Consider the following 20,538-nt stretch of genomic DNA (forward strand, 5'->3'; position numbering starts at 1 on the left):
ACTTAGTAGTGGCTTTTTTTTATAGTTTAAGCTATAGCTTTACACTTATTAAAGTTACTAATAACACTGATAGAAAATAAGTTATTCCAAATAACAAGCCAAAATTTAAAGTAATAATCATACAGATAATTAGTAACCAAAGTGGCACTAAAGTAATGGCTATTGCAAATCTAAAAGTAGCAATAAATTCTACTTCATCAATTTTTGGTTTAATATAGCATCTCCAGATTACTATTGGTAAAAAAAGATTAATCTTTAATAAAACCATAAAAAATGATTTCAACCAACTTTTAGTTTGCTTTGGATTTGATTCACATGTTTCAAAGTTTGTCTCAAGACATGCATTAACTAGTTTAGGTTGTAAATAGTCTATATTTAAGCTGTTTAATTTTGTTATGGTTTTGGCATAACCATTTGGATCAATATGAGTTGTTAAACCCTTTATTTTACTTTGTATGGTTTGCCTTAATGCAACAATTTCTTCATTAGAGAATTTAGAAACCATAGATTTTGCAGGAATAGGATTCCCATAATACAAAGCCACACTATCTCCAAACGTTGTGCCATCTAAGTAATTAATTCCAATAGGAACTAATTGCAAGTCTAAATCTGGATAGGCACTTAATGACTCAAAAATAATTCTAGTAAACCCTTTGCTTAATGGTCTAACCGATCTATTTAGGTGATGATTCCCTTCTGGAAATAAAGCTACAGCCTCATTATTTTTCAGCTTCTCTGTACAAGTTTTAAAAATGTAATTATTTTTAGTTATCGTACTCCAACCGTCCCTAACTCGATAAACTGGCAACATGTTTACACTATGCAATAATTTAGAAACTATATTTTTTTTAAACACACTGGCTCTTGTTAAAAAATAAGAAAATCTACCCGAAGTAGTAGCAATTAACAACGCATCAATTAGAGCATTTTGATGGTTTGATAAAAACAATATAGGTTTGTTTCTAGGAATCTGTTTTTCTTTAACAACAATAATTTTTTTGTAATAGAAAAACAATCCTATAGTTAGGTAGGATCTAACAGTATGTAACCAAAGTTTTTTCAAGAGACTTTAAGTATTTTCTTTTCTTTAAAAGACCAGTAATATGATATAACTAAACCAGAAATAATATGCCAGATTCCCCAAAAAGCAGCCAAAATTGCCATACCACCTAATCCGTTGAAAAAAGTAAAAATCAGAAGCAACCCTAAACCAGAGTTTTGAATTCCTGTTTCTATGGCTAGTGTTTTCTGATTTTCGAGAGATAAATTAAACGCTCTAGCTACAGTAAAACCTAGTAAAATTGCCAAGAAATTATGAAGTATACCAATACCAATAACATGGTGTGCGTATGCATTAAAAACATCGATATTTTTTGAAAAAGCCAAAATAACAATAAGTACAAACACAATAATTGAAAGTGGTTTTAGTCGTTTGGATATTAAAATAGCAAGTTTTTCATTTTTAGCACGAAATATCATCCCTAAAATCAATGGAATTCCTAGTATTAAAATGACGAGTTTAAGAAGTTCAAACGGATCTAACTGCACTTCCTTTAATAATAAAGAAGTTGGTTCGTATAAATAACCATAAAATTGAAAGTTAAAAGGCGTCATAAAAACAGCAATAAATGTTGCAAACGCTGTTAAACTAACTGATAATGCAGAGTTTCCATTTGCTAAATGTGTCATAAAGTTAGAAATGTTTCCTCCTGGACAAGCTGCAACCATCATCATACCAAGAGCAATACTTGGTTGTGGTTTAATAATTAAAATAAGCAAAAAAGTAAGTAAAGGCAGCAAAATAAATTGTAATAAAACACCAATTAAAACAAGTTTGGGTTGTTTAAATAAGCGTTTAAAATCGTCTGTTTTAATACCTAATGCAACGCCAAACATAATCACGGCAAGTGCAATGTTTAAAACCCAAAGACTTTGGTTGTCGAAATTAATTTTTACGTCATCTAGTTCTAGCATACTTTATGAAACTGTTGTTCCGTTTTTCACTTTCACTTCCGGATTTAATAAAATCACATCTTTACCATCTACAGCACCTAAAATCAAACAATCACTCATAAAAGATGCTATTTGTTTTCTTGGGAAATTTACAATGGCTACAATTTGTTTATGCAATAAATCTTCTTTTTTATAAAGTGTCGTTATTTGAGCAGATGTTTTTTTGATGCCTAATTCTCCAAAATCTATGGTTAATTGAAAAGCAGGTTTTCGTGCTTCTGGGAAATCGACAACATCTAAAATGGTTCCTACTCGTAGATCTACTTTTACAAAGTCTTCAAACTGAACAACATGACTCATAATTAAAATAATTGGTTGGTTTATTTCTAAGTGAAAATTACACTTTTTAGTTAATACTTTTGCAATATAAGTATATCAAAGTAATTCTAATTCATTTGGAAAATTGATTATAAAATTGTAGTTTTTATTTTTATAAAAATCTCATAAAATGGCAAGAACATCTTCTAATATGCTCCCTTTAGGAACAAAAGCCCCTTCTTTCACTCTAATGGATACGGTTTCTGGTAAAAACTATTCATTAGAACAATTAAAAGGTTTAAAAGTTACGGTTATCATGTTTATCTGCAATCATTGTCCATTTGTAAAACATGTTAATAAAGAACTTGTTCATATAGCTAAAAATTACAAAAGTGGAGGTGTTAATTTTATTGCTATTTCCAGTAACGATGTTGAAAAGTATCCTGAAGATTCGCCTGAAAACATGAAGAAAAATGCCATTGAACAAGGTTATATTTTTCCGTATTTATACGATCAGACACAGGAAGTTGCTAAAGCTTATGATGCAGCTTGTACACCAGATTTCTATGTGTTTGACAAAAATTTAAAATTAACTTACAGAGGACAATTGGACAGTTCTAGACCAGGAAATGATATTCCTTCAACTGGCACAGATTTACGTCATGCCATACTGAGTATTACAGAAAATAAAGAAAATACATGGCCTCAGAAACCAAGTATTGGTTGTAATATTAAGTGGAAGCAATAAGAATTATTTGACGCTAGTTTTTATTTAGAATTGTGTTTATTTTTCTGTTCAATCCATTTACTCATATATTTTGTGCTTTGTAGGTTTTGATGTTGAAGCATTTGTCCTATAAAGTTGTGTAATCGATGACTTTCTAAACCCTTAGACATTCTAGCTATTCTAGTAAGGAAGTTGTTTTTAAATTGTTTTTTTTGAAATCGAAAATGGATGATTTCAAATCCGTTTTTTTGTTTTTCATTCCAAAGCATTTCATCATTATATAAGGCAACACATTTGTTTGCAAACTCCTGAGGAATATCTTCAATAAAACCGTTGGGTTGTAATCTCGAAGTTTCTGAACCAAACATACCTTCTGCTCCAATACTTGTTGTAACACATGGTGTGCCGTTTTGCATGGCATCTATTAATTTCCCTTTTAAGCCTGCACCAAAACGTATTGGAGCTAAACAAATTTTTGATTCTTGCATCACTTTAGATACAGATTCAGCAAAACCTTTTATTAAAAAACGGTCGTTTTGGTTATGTAACTGACTCACTTTTTGAGACACATAAGCACCATAAACATGTAATTCTGCTTTTGGAAGTTGCTTTATAATTAGAGGCCAAATGGTTTCTTTTAAATATAAAACAGCATTGTAATTGGGTTCATGCAGAAAATTTCCTATGGTTATAAAATGCTGTCTTGTTTCAAAACCTGGGAGTTGTTCTATGTCAGATTTAGAAATTTCTTCTAATAAAAACGGCAAATAACACAGTAGCGAATCGGGAATTTGAAATTCTGATTTAAGAATCTCTATTTCAGCTTCAGAAATAATCAAACTTAAATCACATCTGTAAATACTCGCTATTTCACGTTTTGAAGTATCATTAAACAAATAGCCTAAATCAAATGATTTTCCATCTTTTAAAGCTAGTTGTCTGCCTTTTCGTAGACCATGTAAATCTTCTGTATCGAGAATGCGTAAGGCATTTGGACATTGTTCTGCAACACGCCATCCAAACTGTTCTTCCATCATAAACCTATCAAACAATACAATGTTTGGATCGAGCATCTTAATAAAGTTATCAAAACTTGAGTGATTCAACTCAATAGACACCTGCTTGACGCCTATAATTTCAAGGTTAAAAGCATTATAACTTTTTGCACAAGGACTTGCAAAAGTAATGTTATAATTATCGGTTTGAAACAAGTTAATTAATTGCAGCATTCTACTTCCAGCTGCTGAGCTTTTAGGCTCTGGCCAAACATATCCAACTATAAGTAAATTTTTATTCATGAAAATTTAAATTCTCAATGGCTAATTTTAACAAATCCTAAACTGGGTGTGCTTAGAATTTATTCTGGTTTTGGTTCTAAACTATATTTAAATCGTACTTGTTTTGCCCATTCCACAAGATCATTTCTTTGAGCTTTAGAAAGCTTAGCCTCACTATGTGCCCAAGTATAAGAAGGCAATGGCATTTCTTCTTTTTCAATCATTTCTATAAGTTCTTCAAACTTATGGTCTTTTTTCTTTAAAGAAGAACCTTCCCAATTAGAAAAGTTAAAATGTTTCTTTCCAACTTTTACATGATCTGCCAACCAATAATTTACAGGAGTAATGTTGTTATACCAAGGATAACGAGTGACATTGGAATGACAATCGAAGCAACTTTCTCTTAAGATGGTTTTTATATTTTCTGGCGGATTGGTTTCTATTAGAAAAGGTTCTATTGAAGCTAGATTTCCTTCATTTTTTTCTGGTCCAAAAAATTGAGCAACCAAAAACACCATAAGTAAAAGGAGTAATAGTTTTTTAATAGTTTTCATTTTGATTAATTTTATGGATTAAAAATAAGTATTTCCTGTGACTAAAGACCAACTTTATAACGAATTAAATTATGTAAATCATTCACGAGAAAAGCGATTACATTATGCAAATTTAATTATTAAAAACCCTGAATTACTTCCAGAATTATTAAACATTCTGTTCATGGTAGACGATAAAATTTCGTGTCGAGCTGCTTGGGTTTTAGAATTTATGTGTAGTGAAAAATTAGAAAGACTTATTCCATTTTTAGATACTTTTACAGAAAACCTACATAAAGTACATTTAGATCCTGCTGTTAGACCAGTTGCTAAAATATGCGAATATATCACGAAAGCTTATTTTTCCAAACAAGAAAACCCCATAAAGCAAGCTTTAAATACCAAACACAAAGAACGCATTATTGAAACGTGTTTTGATTATATGATTAATGATGAGAAAATTGCCCCTAAAGCCTACTCTATGAATACGTTATATTTATTTGGAAATGAATTTGATTGGATTCACCCAGAGTTAATCCTGATTATAGAACGTGATTTCCAAATGCAAAGCTCTGGCTTTAAAGCGAGAGCCAAACAAATACTTCAAAAAATAAAGAAAAAACCCAATAAGAAAACCTGAATTCGAGAATTTTCAATTAAATCTTCAATAAACAAAGGTCTGTCTTCCAGCTAAAAAAACTATATTTGCATCTTTAAATTTTGCATGAAAACTTAAGTGACAATGCACAAAACATCACAACACATGTCTTTAACATCTTTAAATGCTATTTCTCCTATTGATGGTCGTTACAGGAACAAAGTAAACGAATTAGCTCCTTATTTTTCTGAAGAAGCTTTAATTAAATATCGTGTACAAGTAGAAATAGAATATTTTATTGCATTATGTGAGCAACCTTTGCCTCAACTAAAAGCTTTTAATTCTAGTTTATTTGATAAACTAAGAGCTATTTATAAAAACTTCACAACTATAGATGCTTCAGCCATTAAAGAAATTGAAAAAGTAACCAATCATGATGTAAAAGCTGTTGAGTACTTTATTAAAGAAAAGTTTGATGCTTTAGATATTTCAGAATATAAAGAATTTATCCATTTTGGATTAACATCACAAGATATTAATAACACCGCAATCCCTTTAAGTATTAAAGAGGCAATGAACGATGTATATGTTCCAGAATTTATTATCCTTCGAGATAGACTAAAAGCGTTGTCTCAAGAATGGGAAAACATCCCAATGCTAGCTAGAACACATGGTCAACCAGCTTCTCCTACTCGTTTAGGAAAAGAAATTGCTGTTTTTGTTGTTCGATTGGAAGAGCAGTTTAATTTGTTGAATGATATTCCAAGTGCTTCGAAATTTGGTGGAGCTACAGGAAATTTTAATGCACATAAAGTCGCTTATCCAAATATTGACTGGAGAGCATTTGGTAAGAATTTTGTGCAAGGAAAATTAGGATTACAACATTCATTTCCAACAACACAAATTGAACATTACGACCACATGGCTGCCTTGTTTGATTGTTTAAAACGTATTAATACCATTTTAATAGATTTAGACAGAGACATTTGGACCTATGTGTCCATGGATTATTTTAAACAAAAAATTAAAGCAGGAGAAGTTGGTAGTTCTGCTATGCCACATAAAGTAAATCCTATTGATTTTGAAAATAGTGAAGGTAATTTAGGGATTGCAAATGCCGTTTTCGAGCATTTATCTGCAAAACTCCCTATCTCAAGACTTCAACGTGATTTAACAGATAGTACTGTATTACGCAATGTTGGCGTGCCTTTTGGACATACACTAATTGGGTTTAAATCCACTTTAAAAGGATTGAATAAATTATTATTAAACGAAAGTAAATTTGCCGAAGATTTAGAAAATAACTGGGCTGTTGTGGCAGAAGCAATTCAAACCATTTTACGAAGAGAGGCTTATCCAAATCCATATGAAGCTTTAAAAGGGTTAACTAGAACTAACGAAAAAATTACTCAAACGTCTATTTCAAATTTTATTGATACCTTAGAGGTTTCAGATACTATAAAAAAAGAACTAAAATCTATTACTCCTAGTAATTATACTGGAATTTAAAGTTATGCTTACAGATAAACAATCTCTTATTCTTTGCGCCATAGTTGTATTTGGATTCTCTATTTCCGGAATTATGGGTCTATTAGAAAATTTTGTAATTGTAGCTGTACTTGTAGTTCTCTTTTTATTAGTTATCATCAATATTTTTGTACAAAAACCTATTAGTGAATATGATGATGAAGCATTAAAAGAGGAATTAAAAAACACCAATCCGAATTTAATTAACAACGAAAATTCATAAATAAAAAGGCTTCTAAATTTAGAAGCCTTTTACATATATAACTTTTTAACGATCAATTTATTTAAAAAAATCTGCAATACCACTTAGTTGAGAATCATCGAAATCTGCATTTTGTACAACACTTACGAGTGTCGCCATTTTTTCAGGTCGCATATCGTTTCCTAAAATTCTTACAATTCCAAAACCCATCTCATCAGAACTTGCAAACACAACAAACTCGTCTGCTACATCATCATCTCCAATATATTTCACAATGACTTTTGCCGCTTTATCGTTGAATACAATAAGTTCGTTATACTTTTTATTTTTTAAAATAGCTTTTACTTTTTCAAGTTCTAAAGTATAATCTTCCAGGTTATTTTCTTTTATTTTATAACCTAAAAAATTTAATCTTTTCACAGAATTATAGGCTTCTTTTTGCTCTTCAGTTAAAATAGATTCATCTAGTTTAACAATGGTTGTAGGCAAATCTGCAGAAATAAAATCTGGTGTTTCTTGGTTGTCTACAAAATACGTTTGTAAAGATTCGCCATTATTACAGCTTCCTAGCATGAAACATGCTAGTAAGCTGAGTAATGATATTTTGATTGATGATCTCATATATCAATTATTATTTTTTACCTTTTTTTTCTAAATGCTCACTTCCTTGAATGTTCATTTTCTGAGTAAGTTTCGAGATTTGATTTAAATCGATGTCACCAGTTAAAGAAACTACAACCGTTTCAAACTCACGTTTTTGACCATTCATATTTATATTAGCATCTTTAGTAATAGCGCTTAAGCCATCTACAAACATCAAGAACTCGCTTACATGATCTTCGTCTCGACCTTGCTTGACATAGAAAGTCATATTTACACCATCATCTTTAACAACCATTAATTCTTCTAATGAACTTTTACGAGACTTCACCCAATTAGTTACGTCTGCAGAAATCGCTTTGTTGTCTGTAGTTATTACTTTAAAACTTGTAATACTGTTTACCATTTTAATGTATTCTTGTGCTTCTGGATCGTCTGAATTAATATCCATTTTTGCTAACATTTGAAACATCTTTGGTTTAATAGACACATACGTAACATCTTGATTTTCGCTGTATTTAGAGAAAATATCTTGTGCCATAGATGTTAATGGAAATAACATAATTGCCATTAAGAAAAGGATTGCTTTATTTTTCATTTTAATTGTTTTAAATTTATTTATTGTTTTCATTTTATTCTTATTTATTGATTTTATTTAAAAATTAATTTGGTTGAATTTTCCATTTCATTAAGGTAACCAACCTTAGAAACCCCTTGGTCTAAACTATTTAGATAACCAACTTTCTCAGTACCTTTATTTAAACTGCTAGAAATTAATTCTAAAGATTTAACGACTTCATTGTAAGCCATCATTGGATCATCGTAAGTACCTAAATCTTCTTCTTGTTGAAACATTGGTAAACTAAAGTAAAAACCCATTAAAAGAACTGCTACTGCTGCAACCGAAACCAACTTGTAATTAAACATTTTTTTAGTTTGTAATGGAACGGTTTTGGTAAACGTTTCTTTTTGATTTACTGAAAAGTAAGCAAACATTGGTTTGTACATTTCTAAATGTGGCGCTACAGTTTCTTGAGAAAAATAGCTTTTTAACTGCTGCTCTTCGTTTAGAGTTGTTTCACCGTTTTCGTACTTTTCTAGTAAGTGTTCTATATTATTTAGTGCCATAACTATGTGTGTTAGTTAATTGTTCTCTTATTGATTTTCTTGCTCTGGATAAGGCTACTCTTACTGCTGTATTATTCATATCTAACATTTTTGCTATCTCATCCAAATCGTATTGTTCTATATCTCTTAATTGAATAACCATTTTTTGTTGTTCGGGTAAATTTTCAATAATCTTTGCTACCCAATTAACACTATCGTTTAATTCAATCTGCTTCTGCAAAGACGTGTTATTGTCTTGATAATTACTATGTACAATTTTTAAATTTTGTGCGTGTTTAGATTTTAATTTATCCAAACAAAAATTCTTAGTCATCGTCATAGAAAATGCTTCCACATTTTTATATTCTTCAATTTTTGTTTTATTATTCCACAGTTTTAATAAAATCTCTTGCGTTGCATCTTCAGCTTCTTCTTTCGAAACCAATAAGCGTTTCGCTAAGCGAAAGACTTTATCTTTAAATGGCATGACTATATTTAAAAATTCAGCCTGTGTCATAGTTTTGTTTGGTTTGTAACAGTTGGTTTATGCCTGTTTACTATTACGACGATACATTTATTGATTTGTTACAAAAATATTTTTAATCTAAGATAAAGTAAGTATTTTTAAACTGAAAAAGTTGCTAAACTACTATGAAATCTATCAAATTATTTGTTCTATTATGCTCGTTATCTTTCATTACTATTGGTTGTTTTGAAGATTTAGACGACAACCCTGTTTCAACTAGAGACTTAAACGATTTTGTATGGAAAGGATTAAATAGGTATTATGTTTATAAAGATAATGTCTCAGATTTAGCTAACAATAGATTTACTGATTCTGAATACGAAAGTTTTTTAAACAGTTTTTCTTCACCTGAAGATTGTTTTGAAAGTCTCATCTACCAGAGATCGACTATTGATCGATTTAGCTGGATAACCGACAATTATATTGAATTACAACAACAACTTAACGGAACGTCCTATAACAACGGTATGGAGTTTGGTTTAGTTCGTTTTTCCAGTACTAGCTCTGAAGTTTTTGGTTATGTAAGATATGTATTACCAAATACAGATGCTGAAAGTAAAGGGTTACATCGTGGTATTATTTTTAATGCCGTAAATGGCGTTTCGTTAAATATAGATAATTATAGAAACTTATTAAGTCCGAATAACTATACAATAAACTTAGCAACCTATAACGATAATGGCACTCCAGAAACAGACGACGATTCAATTGATCCAACCAACCAAAGTGTCAACCTAACAAAAACACCATATACTGAAAACCCTATTTTTATAAAACAGATTTTAGAAGTTGACAACCAAAATGTAGGCTATTTAATGTATAATGGCTTTACAAGAGATTTCGATTCGCAATTAAACGAAACCTTTAATTATTTTCAATCTCAAAACATTCAGAATTTAGTTTTGGACTTAAGGTATAACTCTGGAGGATCGGTAAATACAGCTATTTTACTGTCTAGCATGATAACTGGACAATTTACAGGACAGGTTTTTGCTACGCAACAATGGAATAGCGAGATTCAAAGTCAAATAGATCCAAATGATTTAATTTATAATTTTACAGATAATGACGATGGAAGCTCTTTAAACAGTTTACAACTAGCAAAAGTCTATGTTTTAACAACAAAAAGTACTGCTTCTGCTAGCGAATTGGTAATAAATTGTTTAAATCCTTATATAGATGTCATCCAAATTGGAACTAATACAACTGGAAAATATCAAGCCTCTATTACGCTTTACGACTCTCCTGATTTTAGCAATAAAGACCTAAACCCCATTCACACCTATGCCATGCAACCATTGGTATTAAAGACTTTGAATGCTGTTGGAAATACAGATTATATTGATGGTCTTGAACCAGATTTTCCAGCTAATGAAAATTATGGAAACTTGGGCGTTTTAGGAAATCCAGAAGAAACCTTATTAGCAATTGCTTTACAGCATATTTTTGAAAATGGCAGGACTTCATTACAACCTTATAACAGTACAGAACTTGTTGGCGATAGCAAGGATTTTACTTTAACAAAAAACAGGATGTATGTTGATTGATAATAAAAAAGCCACTTAGTAGTGGCTTTTTTATTAAATTCTATAAAGTTAAACTAAATCCAATATTCACATTTCTACCTTTTGTAGAATAGCCATACAATTCTTGATAACCCTCATTAAAAATGTTGGTGAGATTCGCGAAAATCTTCATTTTATTATCTAAAATATTCTGACTGATATAAAAATCTAACAGATTGTAACTTTTTAAATTCACTTCTTCATTCATATAGGTTAAATCGTTATAAAACGAATCTGTTCTATCGTCTGTAAACTGATATGATAAACTCATAAAGGTGTTTTCACATACTTGATATCCTAATAAACCATTCACTTTAAACTCAGGAATTCTTAAGCTTAAATCTTCATCAACATGCGTATAAGTAGCATTAGCTGTTAGTTTCAACGTTTTTGTTATGTTGTAATCTGCAACAAATTCAATTCCACTTGCCGTAAATTTTTCATCCACATTTTGATATTGATAAGTCCAACTACCTAAGTCAACAAAATCGATAAAATTCTCCTCTTCCCTATTAAAATAAACCACACTTATAGTTGCTTTATCTTTCAGTTGAATTTCTGCTCCAACTTCAAACGTCGCATTTTCTTCAGGTTTTAAATTGGTGTTTCCATATAAAGGATCAAAAAGCTGATACAATGAAGGCGTAATATAAGCTGTGCTATAACTTGCTAGACCTTTTAAATAACCAAAGTTGAAAGTCTTTGTATATGAAGGATTCAAACTATAAACTAGATAATTTCCATATTCACTATGATTGTTTAAACGTGCTCCAGCATTCACATGCAAACCAAAATCTGAAACATAAACCACATTCGCATAAGGATCGATATTGGTATATTCGGCAGTATCCGGATTAATCCCTTGTTCGAAATCTGTTCCACCAAAAGGAATGGTAAAACTCTCCATATTATTTTGTTGAACATTGACACCTAAAACCGTGTAAAATTTATCATTAAAATTGTATTTATTATACAAATCTCCATTAAAGCTTTCTGCATTAAACATCGCAGGATAACTAGACTCTATGTCTCGTTCCACTTTGTTATAAGCAGCGTTTAATGTAACACTTCCATTATTATATGTGTATTCAGGCGAAAGTCCGTAACGTTGTTGTTTTGTAGTTGAAAGATCGCTGGTGTCGACACCAGAAAAACCATCGTCAAAATCTGCTTTAAATTTATCCATGCTTCCATATATGTTTATTTTAAAAGCATCAGAAAAAACGTAACCCAACTTCAGGTTTCCATTGATAGAATTAAAAGCATCTGGTTCTGTTCCACTTGCAAGAGCAGATAATCCATCCGTATATTGATTTCCAAAACTCGCTAAATAGTTTAACTTATTGATGGTTCCATTTACAGAAACATTATTTTGAAAATTATTGATGTTATAGCTGTTATCTTCTTGAGATTGATTGGTTCCAAAAACACTTCTAAAGTTTGCAGATATAGCCTTTTTAGAGGCCTCCTTTAATTTTATATTTATAACAGCTGTTGCTGCACCAGAACCATACAATGTGCTTGAAGCTCCTTTTAATATTTCTATAGATTCAACCTGATCGGCATTCAATAAACGTAAATCGTAATCGTTTGCAATTTGCGAAGGGTCAGAAACAGCTATTCCATCGATTAAAATTAATACCTGCCTGTTTTTTCCTCCTCTAATATAATAATTCAAATTTTGACCAGCATTACTGTTAGCACCATTAATTTCAATACCTGCTGTGGTATTAATAATTTCAGCAATCGATTTTCCTTGTAATTGTTCCAACTCTTTCTGTGTGATTTTGGTAATGACCTTTCCAGATTCTTCACGATTTAAATCAAATTTAGAATCTGTTATTACCACTTCTTCTAATTTTTCTACAGGAGTAGAATCTACCTGTTGCTGTGCAACAGAAAATAATGACATACTACAAAGTACACCAAAAACAAATGTTTTTTTGTTCATTTTAAATTAATAATTACTCGAGAATAGCATGAAAATCACACCTAACTTTTGTCCCGAAAGTTTGACTTATTTTTTGTTGAAAATGGCAGGTCTCCTGACTTGCGTCTTCATGTTAGGTCTTCCCAGGTAAATACCCAGTGACTTGAAGTTTTACATGAAGCTTTATAGCCTACAGTTGCGGGAACAGTTCTGGAATTGATTGTAAAAATCGCACCAGATTCCCTTTTAATCCATCAAATAAATTTGATAAGAACCAAAATTCTCTGCAAAAGTAATTGAAAATAAAAGTATATCTGAAGAAAATTTACTTTTTCTTATTCAGTTTATAAATAAGATAAATAAAACCAATTAAAAAATGGAATATTATAATTCCTGCTACTATATATATTGTTAAATTTGAACCGTCTCTCATGGTTATGTTTTTTACAAAATTAAAACCTCAAGTATAATTAGACAGTTACAAATGTTACATAATTTATGATTTCAAGATATTTATTAATCAGTCTTTGCTTTCTACTTTTTAATTGTAAAAATAAAGCGCCCAAACCTGCCATAAAACTAGATGTTGCTAAGGTAAGTTTGAACTATGCAAAAGGATTTGAAATCATTCATCATGAAAATTTCAGCACATTAACTATAAAAAGTCCTTGGCCAAAATCTGATAAAACATATCGTTATGCTTTAATACAAAAAAACATGGCACCTAAAATCACTTTAAATAAGGATGATTTTGATGGTATTATTACGATTCCTATTGAAAAAATGGTTGTGACTTCAACCACTCACATTCCTGCTTTAGAACTTTTAGAAGTTGAAGAAACCTTAGTAGGTTTTCCTGGAACAGATTATATTTCTTCCGAAAAAACAAGAACAAGAATTGATAATGGATACATTAGAGAATTGGGTAAAAATGAAGGCATTAATACTGAAGTTTTACTTGAAATACAACCAGATGTTGTAGTTGGCTTTGGAATTGATGGCAACAACAAAACGTTTGAAACCATTAAAAAATCTGGTATTCCAGTAATTTATAATGGCGATTGGGTGGAACACTCGCCATTAGCAAAAGCCGAATGGATTAAGTTTTTTGGTGTACTTTATAACAAAAGACAAGAAGCAGACTCAGTCTTTAAATCGATTGAAAGAAGTTATATAGATGCAAAATCTTTAGCTTCAAATGCTCAAAACAAACCTACTATTTTAAGTGGTGCCATGCATAAAGATATTTGGTATTTACCTAATGGCACAAGTACTGAAGCACAAATTTTAAAAGATGCCAATGTAGATTATTTATGGAGTGAGACTAAAGGAAGTGGTAGTTTATCTTTAAATTTCGAAGTGGTTTTTGACAAAGCGAAACATGCTGATATTTGGTTGAACCCTTCGTATTACACCTCTTTTGAAGTATTAGAAAAAGCTAATGCCCATTACACAAAATTCGATGCTTTTAAAAACAAAACCATTTATAATTCAGCAAACACAACCGGAACTACTGGTGGTGTTTTATATTACGAATTAGGAATTGCCAGACCAGATTTGGTACTAAAAGACATAATTAAAATTTGCCATCCTGAATTGTTAGTAGATTATAAACCATTTTTTTATAAACCTTTAGACTAATTGCTTAAAACAAACACATATACCTTTTCATTTATAGCATTAATCACATTATTGTTTATATGCTTTTTTGTCAATATTAGTTTGGGCTCAGTTTCTATTCCAAATCAAGCTATTTTAAAAAGTTTTATTGGAACTTTAGATCACGAATCATGGCAATACATCATCCAAAACTATAGGTTACCGAAAGCAATTACTGCTATTCTTGTGGGTTCTGGTTTAGGTATTTCAGGACTATTAATGCAAACACTTTTTAGAAACCCATTGGCTGGTCCATTTGTATTAGGAATTAGTTCTGGAGCGAGCTTAGGTGTTGCTTTGGTGATTTTAGGTTCAGGTATTTTTGGAGGCGTTTTCACAACGCTTTTGGTCTTAAAGTGGACGGTAGTGATAGCTGCTAGTCTGGGTAGTTTTTTAGTGCTTTTAGCCGTTTTATTAGTATCGTCGAAAGTTAGAGACACCATGGCTATTCTAATTATTGGACTTATGTTTGGAAGCATTACAGCTGCAGTCGTTAGCGTCCTCTCCTATTTTAGTTCAGCCGAACAATTACAACAATACATTTTTTGGGGCTTTGGAAGTTTGGGAAATTTATCTTGGAAGGAACTTTTTATATTTTTCTTAATTTATAGCTTCGGAATCTTATTGAGTATTATTTCCATTAAAGGATTAAACACCTTATTATTAGGAGAAAACTATGCTAAGAGTCTGGGCTTAAACATCAAGCAAAGTCGTTTCATTATTATTATTGCTACCAGCTTATTGGCTGGAACCATTACAGCTTTTGCTGGACCTATAGCTTTTATTGGGTTGGCTATTCCACATATAACCAGACAGGTTTTTAATACGTCTAACCATAAAATATTATTACCAGCCGTCTTTTTATTTGGAGCTATTATCATGTTATTTTGCGACAGCATTGCGCAACTTCCAACGAGTGATTATACGCTACCAATTAATGCCATTACCTCTTTAATTGGGGCTCCAGTAGTTATTTGGTTGTTGGTAAGAAAACGTAAAATGATATTTTAAATGAATCAAAACAACCAACATATCATTTTAAAAACACAGAATCTTTCAATAGGTTACACGTCTAAAAAGGACGTAACAGTGATTACTTCAAACATAGATATAGAGCTCCAAAAAGGAGAGCTAATTGGATTGGTTGGTGCCAATGGTATTGGAAAATCAACTTTGTTACGAACGTTAACTCATGTGCAACCTAAACTTTCAGGAGATGTATTGTTAAATGAAAAACCTATTGCTAACCATTCGAATTTAGAATTGGCTAAAGTGATGAGTCTGGTTTTAACAGAGCCAGTTGCTTCAAAAAATTTATCTGTTTTTGAATTAGTTTCTTTAGGAAGACAACCCTACACCAATTGGGTGGGAAACTTAACTACGATAGACTTAGAAATGGTTAACCAAGCTTTAAACCTAACCCATATTGAAACTTTAAAACACAAAAAATGTTTTGAGTTAAGTGATGGACAACTTCAGAAAGTTTTGATAGCACGTGCTTTGGCTCAAGATACCGATTTAATTATTCTGGATGAACCAACCACTCATCTGGACATGTATCATAAAGCTTATATTTTAAAGCTGCTTCAAAAACTCGTTAAAGAAACCCATAAAACCATTCTGTTTTCTTCACATGAAATAGATTTAGCCATACAACTTTGCGATAAAATGATTGTTATGACAGAAGATGATGTTGTATCAGATTCTCCATGCAATCTTATTTCCAAAGGGACTTTTGAAAAACTATTTCCAAAAGACCTTATTTCATTCGACAAAAAAACAGGTAGCTTTCGAGTAAATAAATAAATTACCTTCTTATTTCATCTTTTAATTCATTAACTTTACCTCATTCATTTTCAACACCTTAAACTACTTTATCAATTAAAGCCTACATCACTTATTGCATTATTAACCATTAATCCAAAAAGTCATGAATTTCAAAGTAGGTTTAATCTTTTTCACAATATTATCTATTATAGGTTTTTTGTTTTATCAATTCAATAAAGAAGAAGCATTCGATTATTCAAAAAAAGTAGGCATGAACGCTATTAAGTGTACGCCTGCAAAGTTTCTTTTAACTAATGTTGATACAACCAAACAAATTTCACCACTCTTCGAAAACCTTGGAAATCATAATTATAAAGTAAGCACCAATAACAAGTTGGCGCAACAGTTTTTTAATCAAGGCCTTAGATTAACTTACGCTTTTAATCATGCTGAAGCCCATCGTTCTTTTATGGAAGCTGCTCGACTAGATTCAAATTTAGCCATGGCTTTTTGGGGACAAGCTTATGCTTTAGGTCCAAACATCAATGACCCTTTGCCAGATGATGAACGTAAAGCTAAATACAACGAAGCTATTGCAAAAGCTGTAAGTCTTTCTCCAAAAGCTTCAAAAAAAGAACAAGCTTTAATAAATGCTTTAACACATAGATATTCTTCAGATTTAGAAAAAGAAACTTCAGAATTAAATATGGATTACATGGAAGCTATGACAGATGTGATAGAAGAATTTCCCGAAGATTCTGACATCTTAACTTTATATGCAGCTTCTGTTATGAATACAGTTCCATGGAATTATTGGGATAAAGAAGGTAATCCGTCGCCTCATATTGCCGAAGCAAAAGTCGCATTAGAAAAAGCCATGATTTTAAGTCCAGATAATCCGGGAGCACATCATTATTATATACATATGGTCGAACTTCCTAAGCCAGATTTAGCCGTTCCAAGTGCAGACAAACTAGGCTTATTAATGCCTGGTGCAGGACATATTGTTCATATGCCATCTCATATTTATATTCGTGTTGGACGCTATAAAGATGCCGTTCTTGTTAATCAGCAAGCCATATTAGCCGATGAAGATTATATCTCGCAATGTTACGCTCAAGGTATGTATCCACTTGGTTATTACCCACATAACATTCATTTTTTATGGTCAGCATCCAGTCTTTTAGGAAATAGCGAGATTGCTATAGATGCCGCAAAAAAAACAGCAGAAAAAGTTCCAATAGGTGAAATGAAGGAATTGCATTTTTTACAAAATTTTGCTGCAACACCATTATTGGCATATACAAGATTTGGCAAATGGAATGATGTTTTAACATATCCAAAACCTAATAATAACATTAAATACTTAAATCTTATATGGCATTATACAAGAGGAGTTGCTTTTGTTAGAAAGAATAATTTGAAGGATGCAAAAGAAGAACTTGAAGCGATACAAATTCTAGTTGAAGATCCTGAAATGGAAACTATATATGCTTCTGGATTTGATAATGGAACTTCTATTTCAAAATTAGCCTATGAAGTCGTTGCAGGTGAAATTGCTCAATTAGAAGAAAATTACAATCTAGCTATAGCCCATTTTGAAACAGCAGTAGAAATGGAAGATAATTTAATTTACAACGAGCCAGCTGCATGGTACATCCCACCAAGACAAAATTTAGGGGCAACTTTATTAAAAGCTGGAAAATATAGTGAAGCAGAAAAAATATATCAAGAAGATTTAGACGATTTAAGACAAAATGGTTGGTCGTTAATGGGATTGTATGAAAGTTTAATGGCACAAGAAAAGTTGGATGAAGCTGCAGCCATTATGCAAGAATTTAATACTGCCTGGCAAGATGCTGATATAGAAATTAAAACGTCTGTTCTTTAAAATTATATTGAATATAACTTCTTTTAATGCTTTTTATCTTCAAGGTAAAAATTTATCTTTGGGTAAACTTCTTTTTAAATGAACGACAATCTTATTCTAATTCTAGTTATTTTAATTTCTGGTGGTATTGGTTCTTATCTAGGCATGACTATTACTAAACTTAAAAATAAAGGAGAACTGAGTACTCTGGAAGAACGCCAAAAACAGTTTAGTCAAACTATTGATAATTTAAAACAGGATTCAAATAAAATTGAAATAGAGCGTAATGAAATTAGAAATGAAAAAGAGCTCTTAAATTCTGAATTAACCAGACGCAATACCGAATACGAAAACCTACAGAATAAGTTAAAAGAGCAAAAAGTTGAAGTTGAAAAGCTCCAGGAAAAATTTTCTAAAGAATTTGAAAATCTAGCCAATAGAATTTTAGATGAAAAATCTAAAAAATTTACCACACAAAATAAGGACAATTTAGATGCTATTTTAAAGCCATTAGAAGAAAAAATCAAGCATTTTGAAAAACGTGTTGAAGAAACGAACAAAGAAGATATTACAAGAAGTGCCGATTTAAGAAGACAAATTCTAGGTTTAAAAGAACTTAACGAACAGATGAGTAAAGAAACCAACAATTTAACCAAAGCGCTTAAAGGCGATACCAAAATGCAAGGTAACTGGGGAGAGTTGGTCCTAGAACGTGTTCTAGAACGTAGCGGTTTAAAAAAGGATTCTGAATATTTTGTACAACAAAGTTTTGTTACAGAATCTGGGAAACGTGTAATGCCAGATGTTATTATTTCTTTACCAGGAGATAAAAAACTAATTGTAGATTCTAAAGTATCCTTAGTGGCTTACGAAAGATATATCAATGAAGTGGATGATTCTGAAAAAGCAACACATTTAAAAAATCATTTACTTTCTGTTAGAAAACGTGTGAGTGAATTGGGCGAAAAAAATTACCATCAAATTTACGAAATGGATAGTCCAGATTTTGTATTACTGTTTATTCCAATCGAATCAGCTTTTGCTATTGCATCCATGGAATATCCTGCTTTATACTCAGATGCTTTCGAAAAGAACATTATTATTGTTACGCCTACCACTTTACTTGCCGTTTTAAAAACAATTGATAGCATGTGGCAAAACGAAAAACAAAAAGCCAATGCTATTGAAATTGCTATGCAAGCAGGAAGACTTTACGATTCGTTTGTTAATTTAACAGAAGAGCTTATAAAAGTTGGAAATCAAATAGGAACTGTTCAAAAATCTTACGAAAGCGCCATGATAAAACTTACAGGAAGAGGCAACCTGATTAAACGTGTTGAAACTTTAAAAGAATTAGGTGCCAAAGCTAGTAAACAGCAGAATGAGAAGCTCTTAAAACGTGCTGGAGATACAGATAATTAACCAATTAGTTTTATGAAAAAATTTCTTTTAAAATTATTAGTAGTACTTATTGTTGTTCTAGCTGGATATTTCGCATTTATCTATTATGCTACTTATAGCGAAGGGATTCGAGCTGGCGAACTAGTCAAATTCAGTAAAAAAGGTGTCATTATAAAAACCTGGGAGGGAGAAATTAGTCAGGGTGTTTCAGAAGGACAATTATTTGAGTTTTCTGTTGAAGATAGTGAAAAAAAAGCCATTCAAAATTTAACCGATTTTCAAGGAAAATACGTTAAACTTCATTATTTTGAACGCTTTAATAGTATCTTTTGGTTAGGAGACACCAAATTTTTTATCACTAAAGTAGAAGAAGATACCCAACGTAATAACAGACGCTTTTAAATGAAAACACTTTACAAATCGGCAGCAGACTCTCGTATATCAATTTCTGAATTAATGAAACCTTCACATTCCAATTTTAATGGAAAAATTCATGGTGGATACATTCTCAATTTAATGGATCAAATAGCTTTTGCATGTGCTTCAAAACATTCTGAAGCATACTGTGTAACTGCTTCTGTTGATACAGTCGATTTTTTGAATCCTATTGAGATTGGTGAATTAATTACCATGAAAGCTTCAGTAAACTATGTTGGAAACACCTCTATGGTTGTTGGAATTCGGGTGATTTCCGAAAATATTAGAACGGGTATTGTTAAACATTGTAATTCCTCCTATTTTACCATGGTTGCTAAAAACGACGACAACCAATCTGTAGCTGTCCCTGGTTTAATTTTAAATAATCAAACTGATATTAAACGCTTTTTAAAAGCTATCGAGCTTATTAATTCCAAATACTCCAGACATCAAGAATTTAATGATAAGTCATTTTCAGCAGTAAATTACTTACCTGTTTTAGAATCTTACAAGGTTAAAGTAGCGCTATAATTTTTTATATCTGTCTCTTCTTTTTATAGA

At 31.3% G+C, this 20,538-nt stretch carries 22 protein-coding genes and 1 riboswitch; of the genes, 12 read left to right on the forward strand and 10 right to left on the reverse strand.

Annotation, left to right across the window (positions count from 1 at the left end; translation table 11 throughout):
- Positions 1-31 precede the first annotated feature (31 nt).
- The 3 genes from ACI5KZ_RS08380 to ACI5KZ_RS08390 are packed head-to-tail and all read right to left on the reverse strand — an operon-like array spanning position 32 to position 2,313.
- Complete coding sequence (locus ACI5KZ_RS08380; protein ID WP_406847411.1) at positions 32-1,063, reverse strand: lysophospholipid acyltransferase family protein; 1,032 nt, start codon at positions 1,061-1,063, stop codon at positions 32-34.
- Complete coding sequence (locus ACI5KZ_RS08385) at positions 1,060-1,974, reverse strand: bile acid:sodium symporter family protein (protein ID WP_406847412.1); 915 nt, start codon at positions 1,972-1,974, stop codon at positions 1,060-1,062. The genes ACI5KZ_RS08380 and ACI5KZ_RS08385 overlap by 4 nt, the downstream gene beginning before the upstream one ends.
- 3 nt (positions 1,975-1,977) lie before the next feature.
- Positions 1,978-2,313 (reverse strand): tRNA-binding protein, encoded by a 336-nt coding sequence (locus ACI5KZ_RS08390; RefSeq protein WP_109308819.1) that lies wholly within the window; start codon positions 2,311-2,313, stop codon positions 1,978-1,980.
- Between the two features lie 148 nt (positions 2,314-2,461).
- Between ACI5KZ_RS08390 and ACI5KZ_RS08395 the strand changes: the two genes are divergently transcribed.
- Positions 2,462-3,019, forward strand: a complete 558-nt coding sequence (locus ACI5KZ_RS08395) for a thioredoxin family protein (protein WP_109308820.1) — start codon at positions 2,462-2,464, stop codon at positions 3,017-3,019.
- 20 nt (positions 3,020-3,039) lie between these two features.
- Here ACI5KZ_RS08395 and ACI5KZ_RS08400 read toward each other — a convergent pair whose 3' ends face one another.
- Together ACI5KZ_RS08400 and ACI5KZ_RS08405 are read right to left on the reverse strand one after the other, a co-directional pair.
- Positions 3,040-4,296: a glycosyltransferase family 4 protein gene (locus ACI5KZ_RS08400; protein WP_109308821.1), complete on the reverse strand. Its 1,257-nt coding sequence runs from the start codon at positions 4,294-4,296 to the stop codon at positions 3,040-3,042.
- Positions 4,297-4,355: 59 nt separating this feature from the next.
- Positions 4,356-4,829: a heme-binding domain-containing protein gene (locus ACI5KZ_RS08405; protein ID WP_109308822.1), complete on the reverse strand. Its 474-nt coding sequence runs from the start codon at positions 4,827-4,829 to the stop codon at positions 4,356-4,358.
- Between the two features lie 37 nt (positions 4,830-4,866).
- Between ACI5KZ_RS08405 and ACI5KZ_RS08410 the strand changes: the two genes are divergently transcribed.
- The 3 genes from ACI5KZ_RS08410 (at position 4,867) to ACI5KZ_RS08420 (ending at position 7,156) form a co-directional block, all read left to right on the forward strand.
- Positions 4,867-5,448, forward strand: a complete 582-nt coding sequence (locus tag ACI5KZ_RS08410; protein WP_109308823.1) for an adenylosuccinate lyase — start codon at positions 4,867-4,869, stop codon at positions 5,446-5,448.
- 123 nt (positions 5,449-5,571) lie between these two features.
- Entirely contained in the window at positions 5,572-6,915 is a 1,344-nt protein-coding gene (gene purB, locus ACI5KZ_RS08415; protein WP_109309110.1) for an adenylosuccinate lyase, read from the forward strand.
- A gap of 4 nt (positions 6,916-6,919) precedes the next feature.
- Positions 6,920-7,156, forward strand: a complete 237-nt coding sequence (locus ACI5KZ_RS08420) for a hypothetical protein (protein WP_123808357.1) — start codon at positions 6,920-6,922, stop codon at positions 7,154-7,156.
- Between the two features lie 57 nt (positions 7,157-7,213).
- On the opposite strand, the gene ACI5KZ_RS08425 is transcribed toward ACI5KZ_RS08420, so the two are convergent.
- Genes ACI5KZ_RS08425 through ACI5KZ_RS08440 form a run of 4 tightly spaced genes read right to left on the reverse strand, consistent with a single transcriptional unit; the run spans position 7,214 to position 9,359 of the window.
- Positions 7,214-7,756, reverse strand: coding sequence for a DUF4252 domain-containing protein (locus tag ACI5KZ_RS08425; protein ID WP_109308824.1), 543 nt, complete (start codon positions 7,754-7,756; stop codon positions 7,214-7,216).
- Positions 7,757-7,766: 10 nt separating this feature from the next.
- On the reverse strand, positions 7,767-8,333 hold the full coding sequence (locus tag ACI5KZ_RS08430) for a DUF4252 domain-containing protein (RefSeq protein ID WP_109309111.1): 567 nt from the start codon (positions 8,331-8,333) through the stop codon (positions 7,767-7,769).
- 53 nt (positions 8,334-8,386) lie between these two features.
- Positions 8,387-8,863 (reverse strand): hypothetical protein, encoded by a 477-nt coding sequence (locus ACI5KZ_RS08435; protein ID WP_109308825.1) that lies wholly within the window; start codon positions 8,861-8,863, stop codon positions 8,387-8,389.
- Positions 8,850-9,359 (reverse strand): RNA polymerase sigma factor, encoded by a 510-nt coding sequence (locus ACI5KZ_RS08440; protein ID WP_406847413.1) that lies wholly within the window; start codon positions 9,357-9,359, stop codon positions 8,850-8,852. Before ACI5KZ_RS08440 ends, ACI5KZ_RS08435 begins: the two co-directional genes overlap by 14 nt.
- Positions 9,360-9,493: 134 nt before the next feature.
- Here ACI5KZ_RS08440 and ACI5KZ_RS08445 point away from each other — a divergent pair, with 134 nt between their 5' ends.
- Positions 9,494-10,915, forward strand: a complete 1,422-nt coding sequence (locus tag ACI5KZ_RS08445; RefSeq protein ID WP_406847414.1) for a S41 family peptidase — start codon at positions 9,494-9,496, stop codon at positions 10,913-10,915.
- Positions 10,916-10,955: 40 nt separating this feature from the next.
- Here ACI5KZ_RS08445 and ACI5KZ_RS08450 read toward each other — a convergent pair whose 3' ends face one another.
- On the reverse strand, positions 10,956-12,884 hold the full coding sequence (locus ACI5KZ_RS08450; protein ID WP_406847415.1) for a TonB-dependent receptor plug domain-containing protein: 1,929 nt from the start codon (positions 12,882-12,884) through the stop codon (positions 10,956-10,958).
- Positions 12,885-12,950: 66 nt separating this feature from the next.
- Positions 12,951-13,157: riboswitch (cobalamin riboswitch) on the reverse strand.
- Between the two features lie 204 nt (positions 13,158-13,361).
- Here ACI5KZ_RS08450 and ACI5KZ_RS08455 point away from each other — a divergent pair.
- The 7 genes from ACI5KZ_RS08455 (at position 13,362) to ACI5KZ_RS08485 (ending at position 20,508) form a co-directional block, all read left to right on the forward strand.
- Entirely contained in the window at positions 13,362-14,504 is a 1,143-nt protein-coding gene (locus ACI5KZ_RS08455; RefSeq protein WP_406847416.1) for an ABC transporter substrate-binding protein, read from the forward strand.
- Positions 14,505-15,533: a FecCD family ABC transporter permease gene (locus ACI5KZ_RS08460; RefSeq protein ID WP_406847417.1), complete on the forward strand. Its 1,029-nt coding sequence runs from the start codon at positions 14,505-14,507 to the stop codon at positions 15,531-15,533.
- Complete coding sequence (locus ACI5KZ_RS08465; RefSeq protein ID WP_406847418.1) at positions 15,534-16,328, forward strand: ABC transporter ATP-binding protein; 795 nt, start codon at positions 15,534-15,536, stop codon at positions 16,326-16,328.
- A 124-nt stretch (positions 16,329-16,452) separates the two neighbouring features.
- Entirely contained in the window at positions 16,453-18,180 is a 1,728-nt protein-coding gene (locus ACI5KZ_RS08470; protein ID WP_406847419.1) for a tetratricopeptide repeat protein, read from the forward strand.
- Positions 18,181-18,258: 78 nt separating this feature from the next.
- A complete protein-coding gene (rmuC, locus tag ACI5KZ_RS08475; protein WP_406847420.1) occupies positions 18,259-19,581 on the forward strand; it encodes a DNA recombination protein RmuC in 1,323 nt (440 codons plus the stop codon).
- Positions 19,582-19,593: 12 nt separating this feature from the next.
- On the forward strand, positions 19,594-19,962 hold the full coding sequence (locus tag ACI5KZ_RS08480) for a 6-phosphogluconate dehydrogenase (RefSeq protein WP_109308836.1): 369 nt from the start codon (positions 19,594-19,596) through the stop codon (positions 19,960-19,962).
- A complete protein-coding gene (locus ACI5KZ_RS08485) occupies positions 19,963-20,508 on the forward strand; it encodes an acyl-CoA thioesterase (protein WP_406847421.1) in 546 nt (181 codons plus the stop codon).
- The last annotated feature ends 30 nt before the right edge of the window (positions 20,509-20,538 follow it).

The organism is Xanthomarina sp. GH4-25 (assembly GCF_045363175.1).
Classification (GTDB): Bacteria; Bacteroidota; Bacteroidia; order Flavobacteriales; family Flavobacteriaceae; genus Xanthomarina.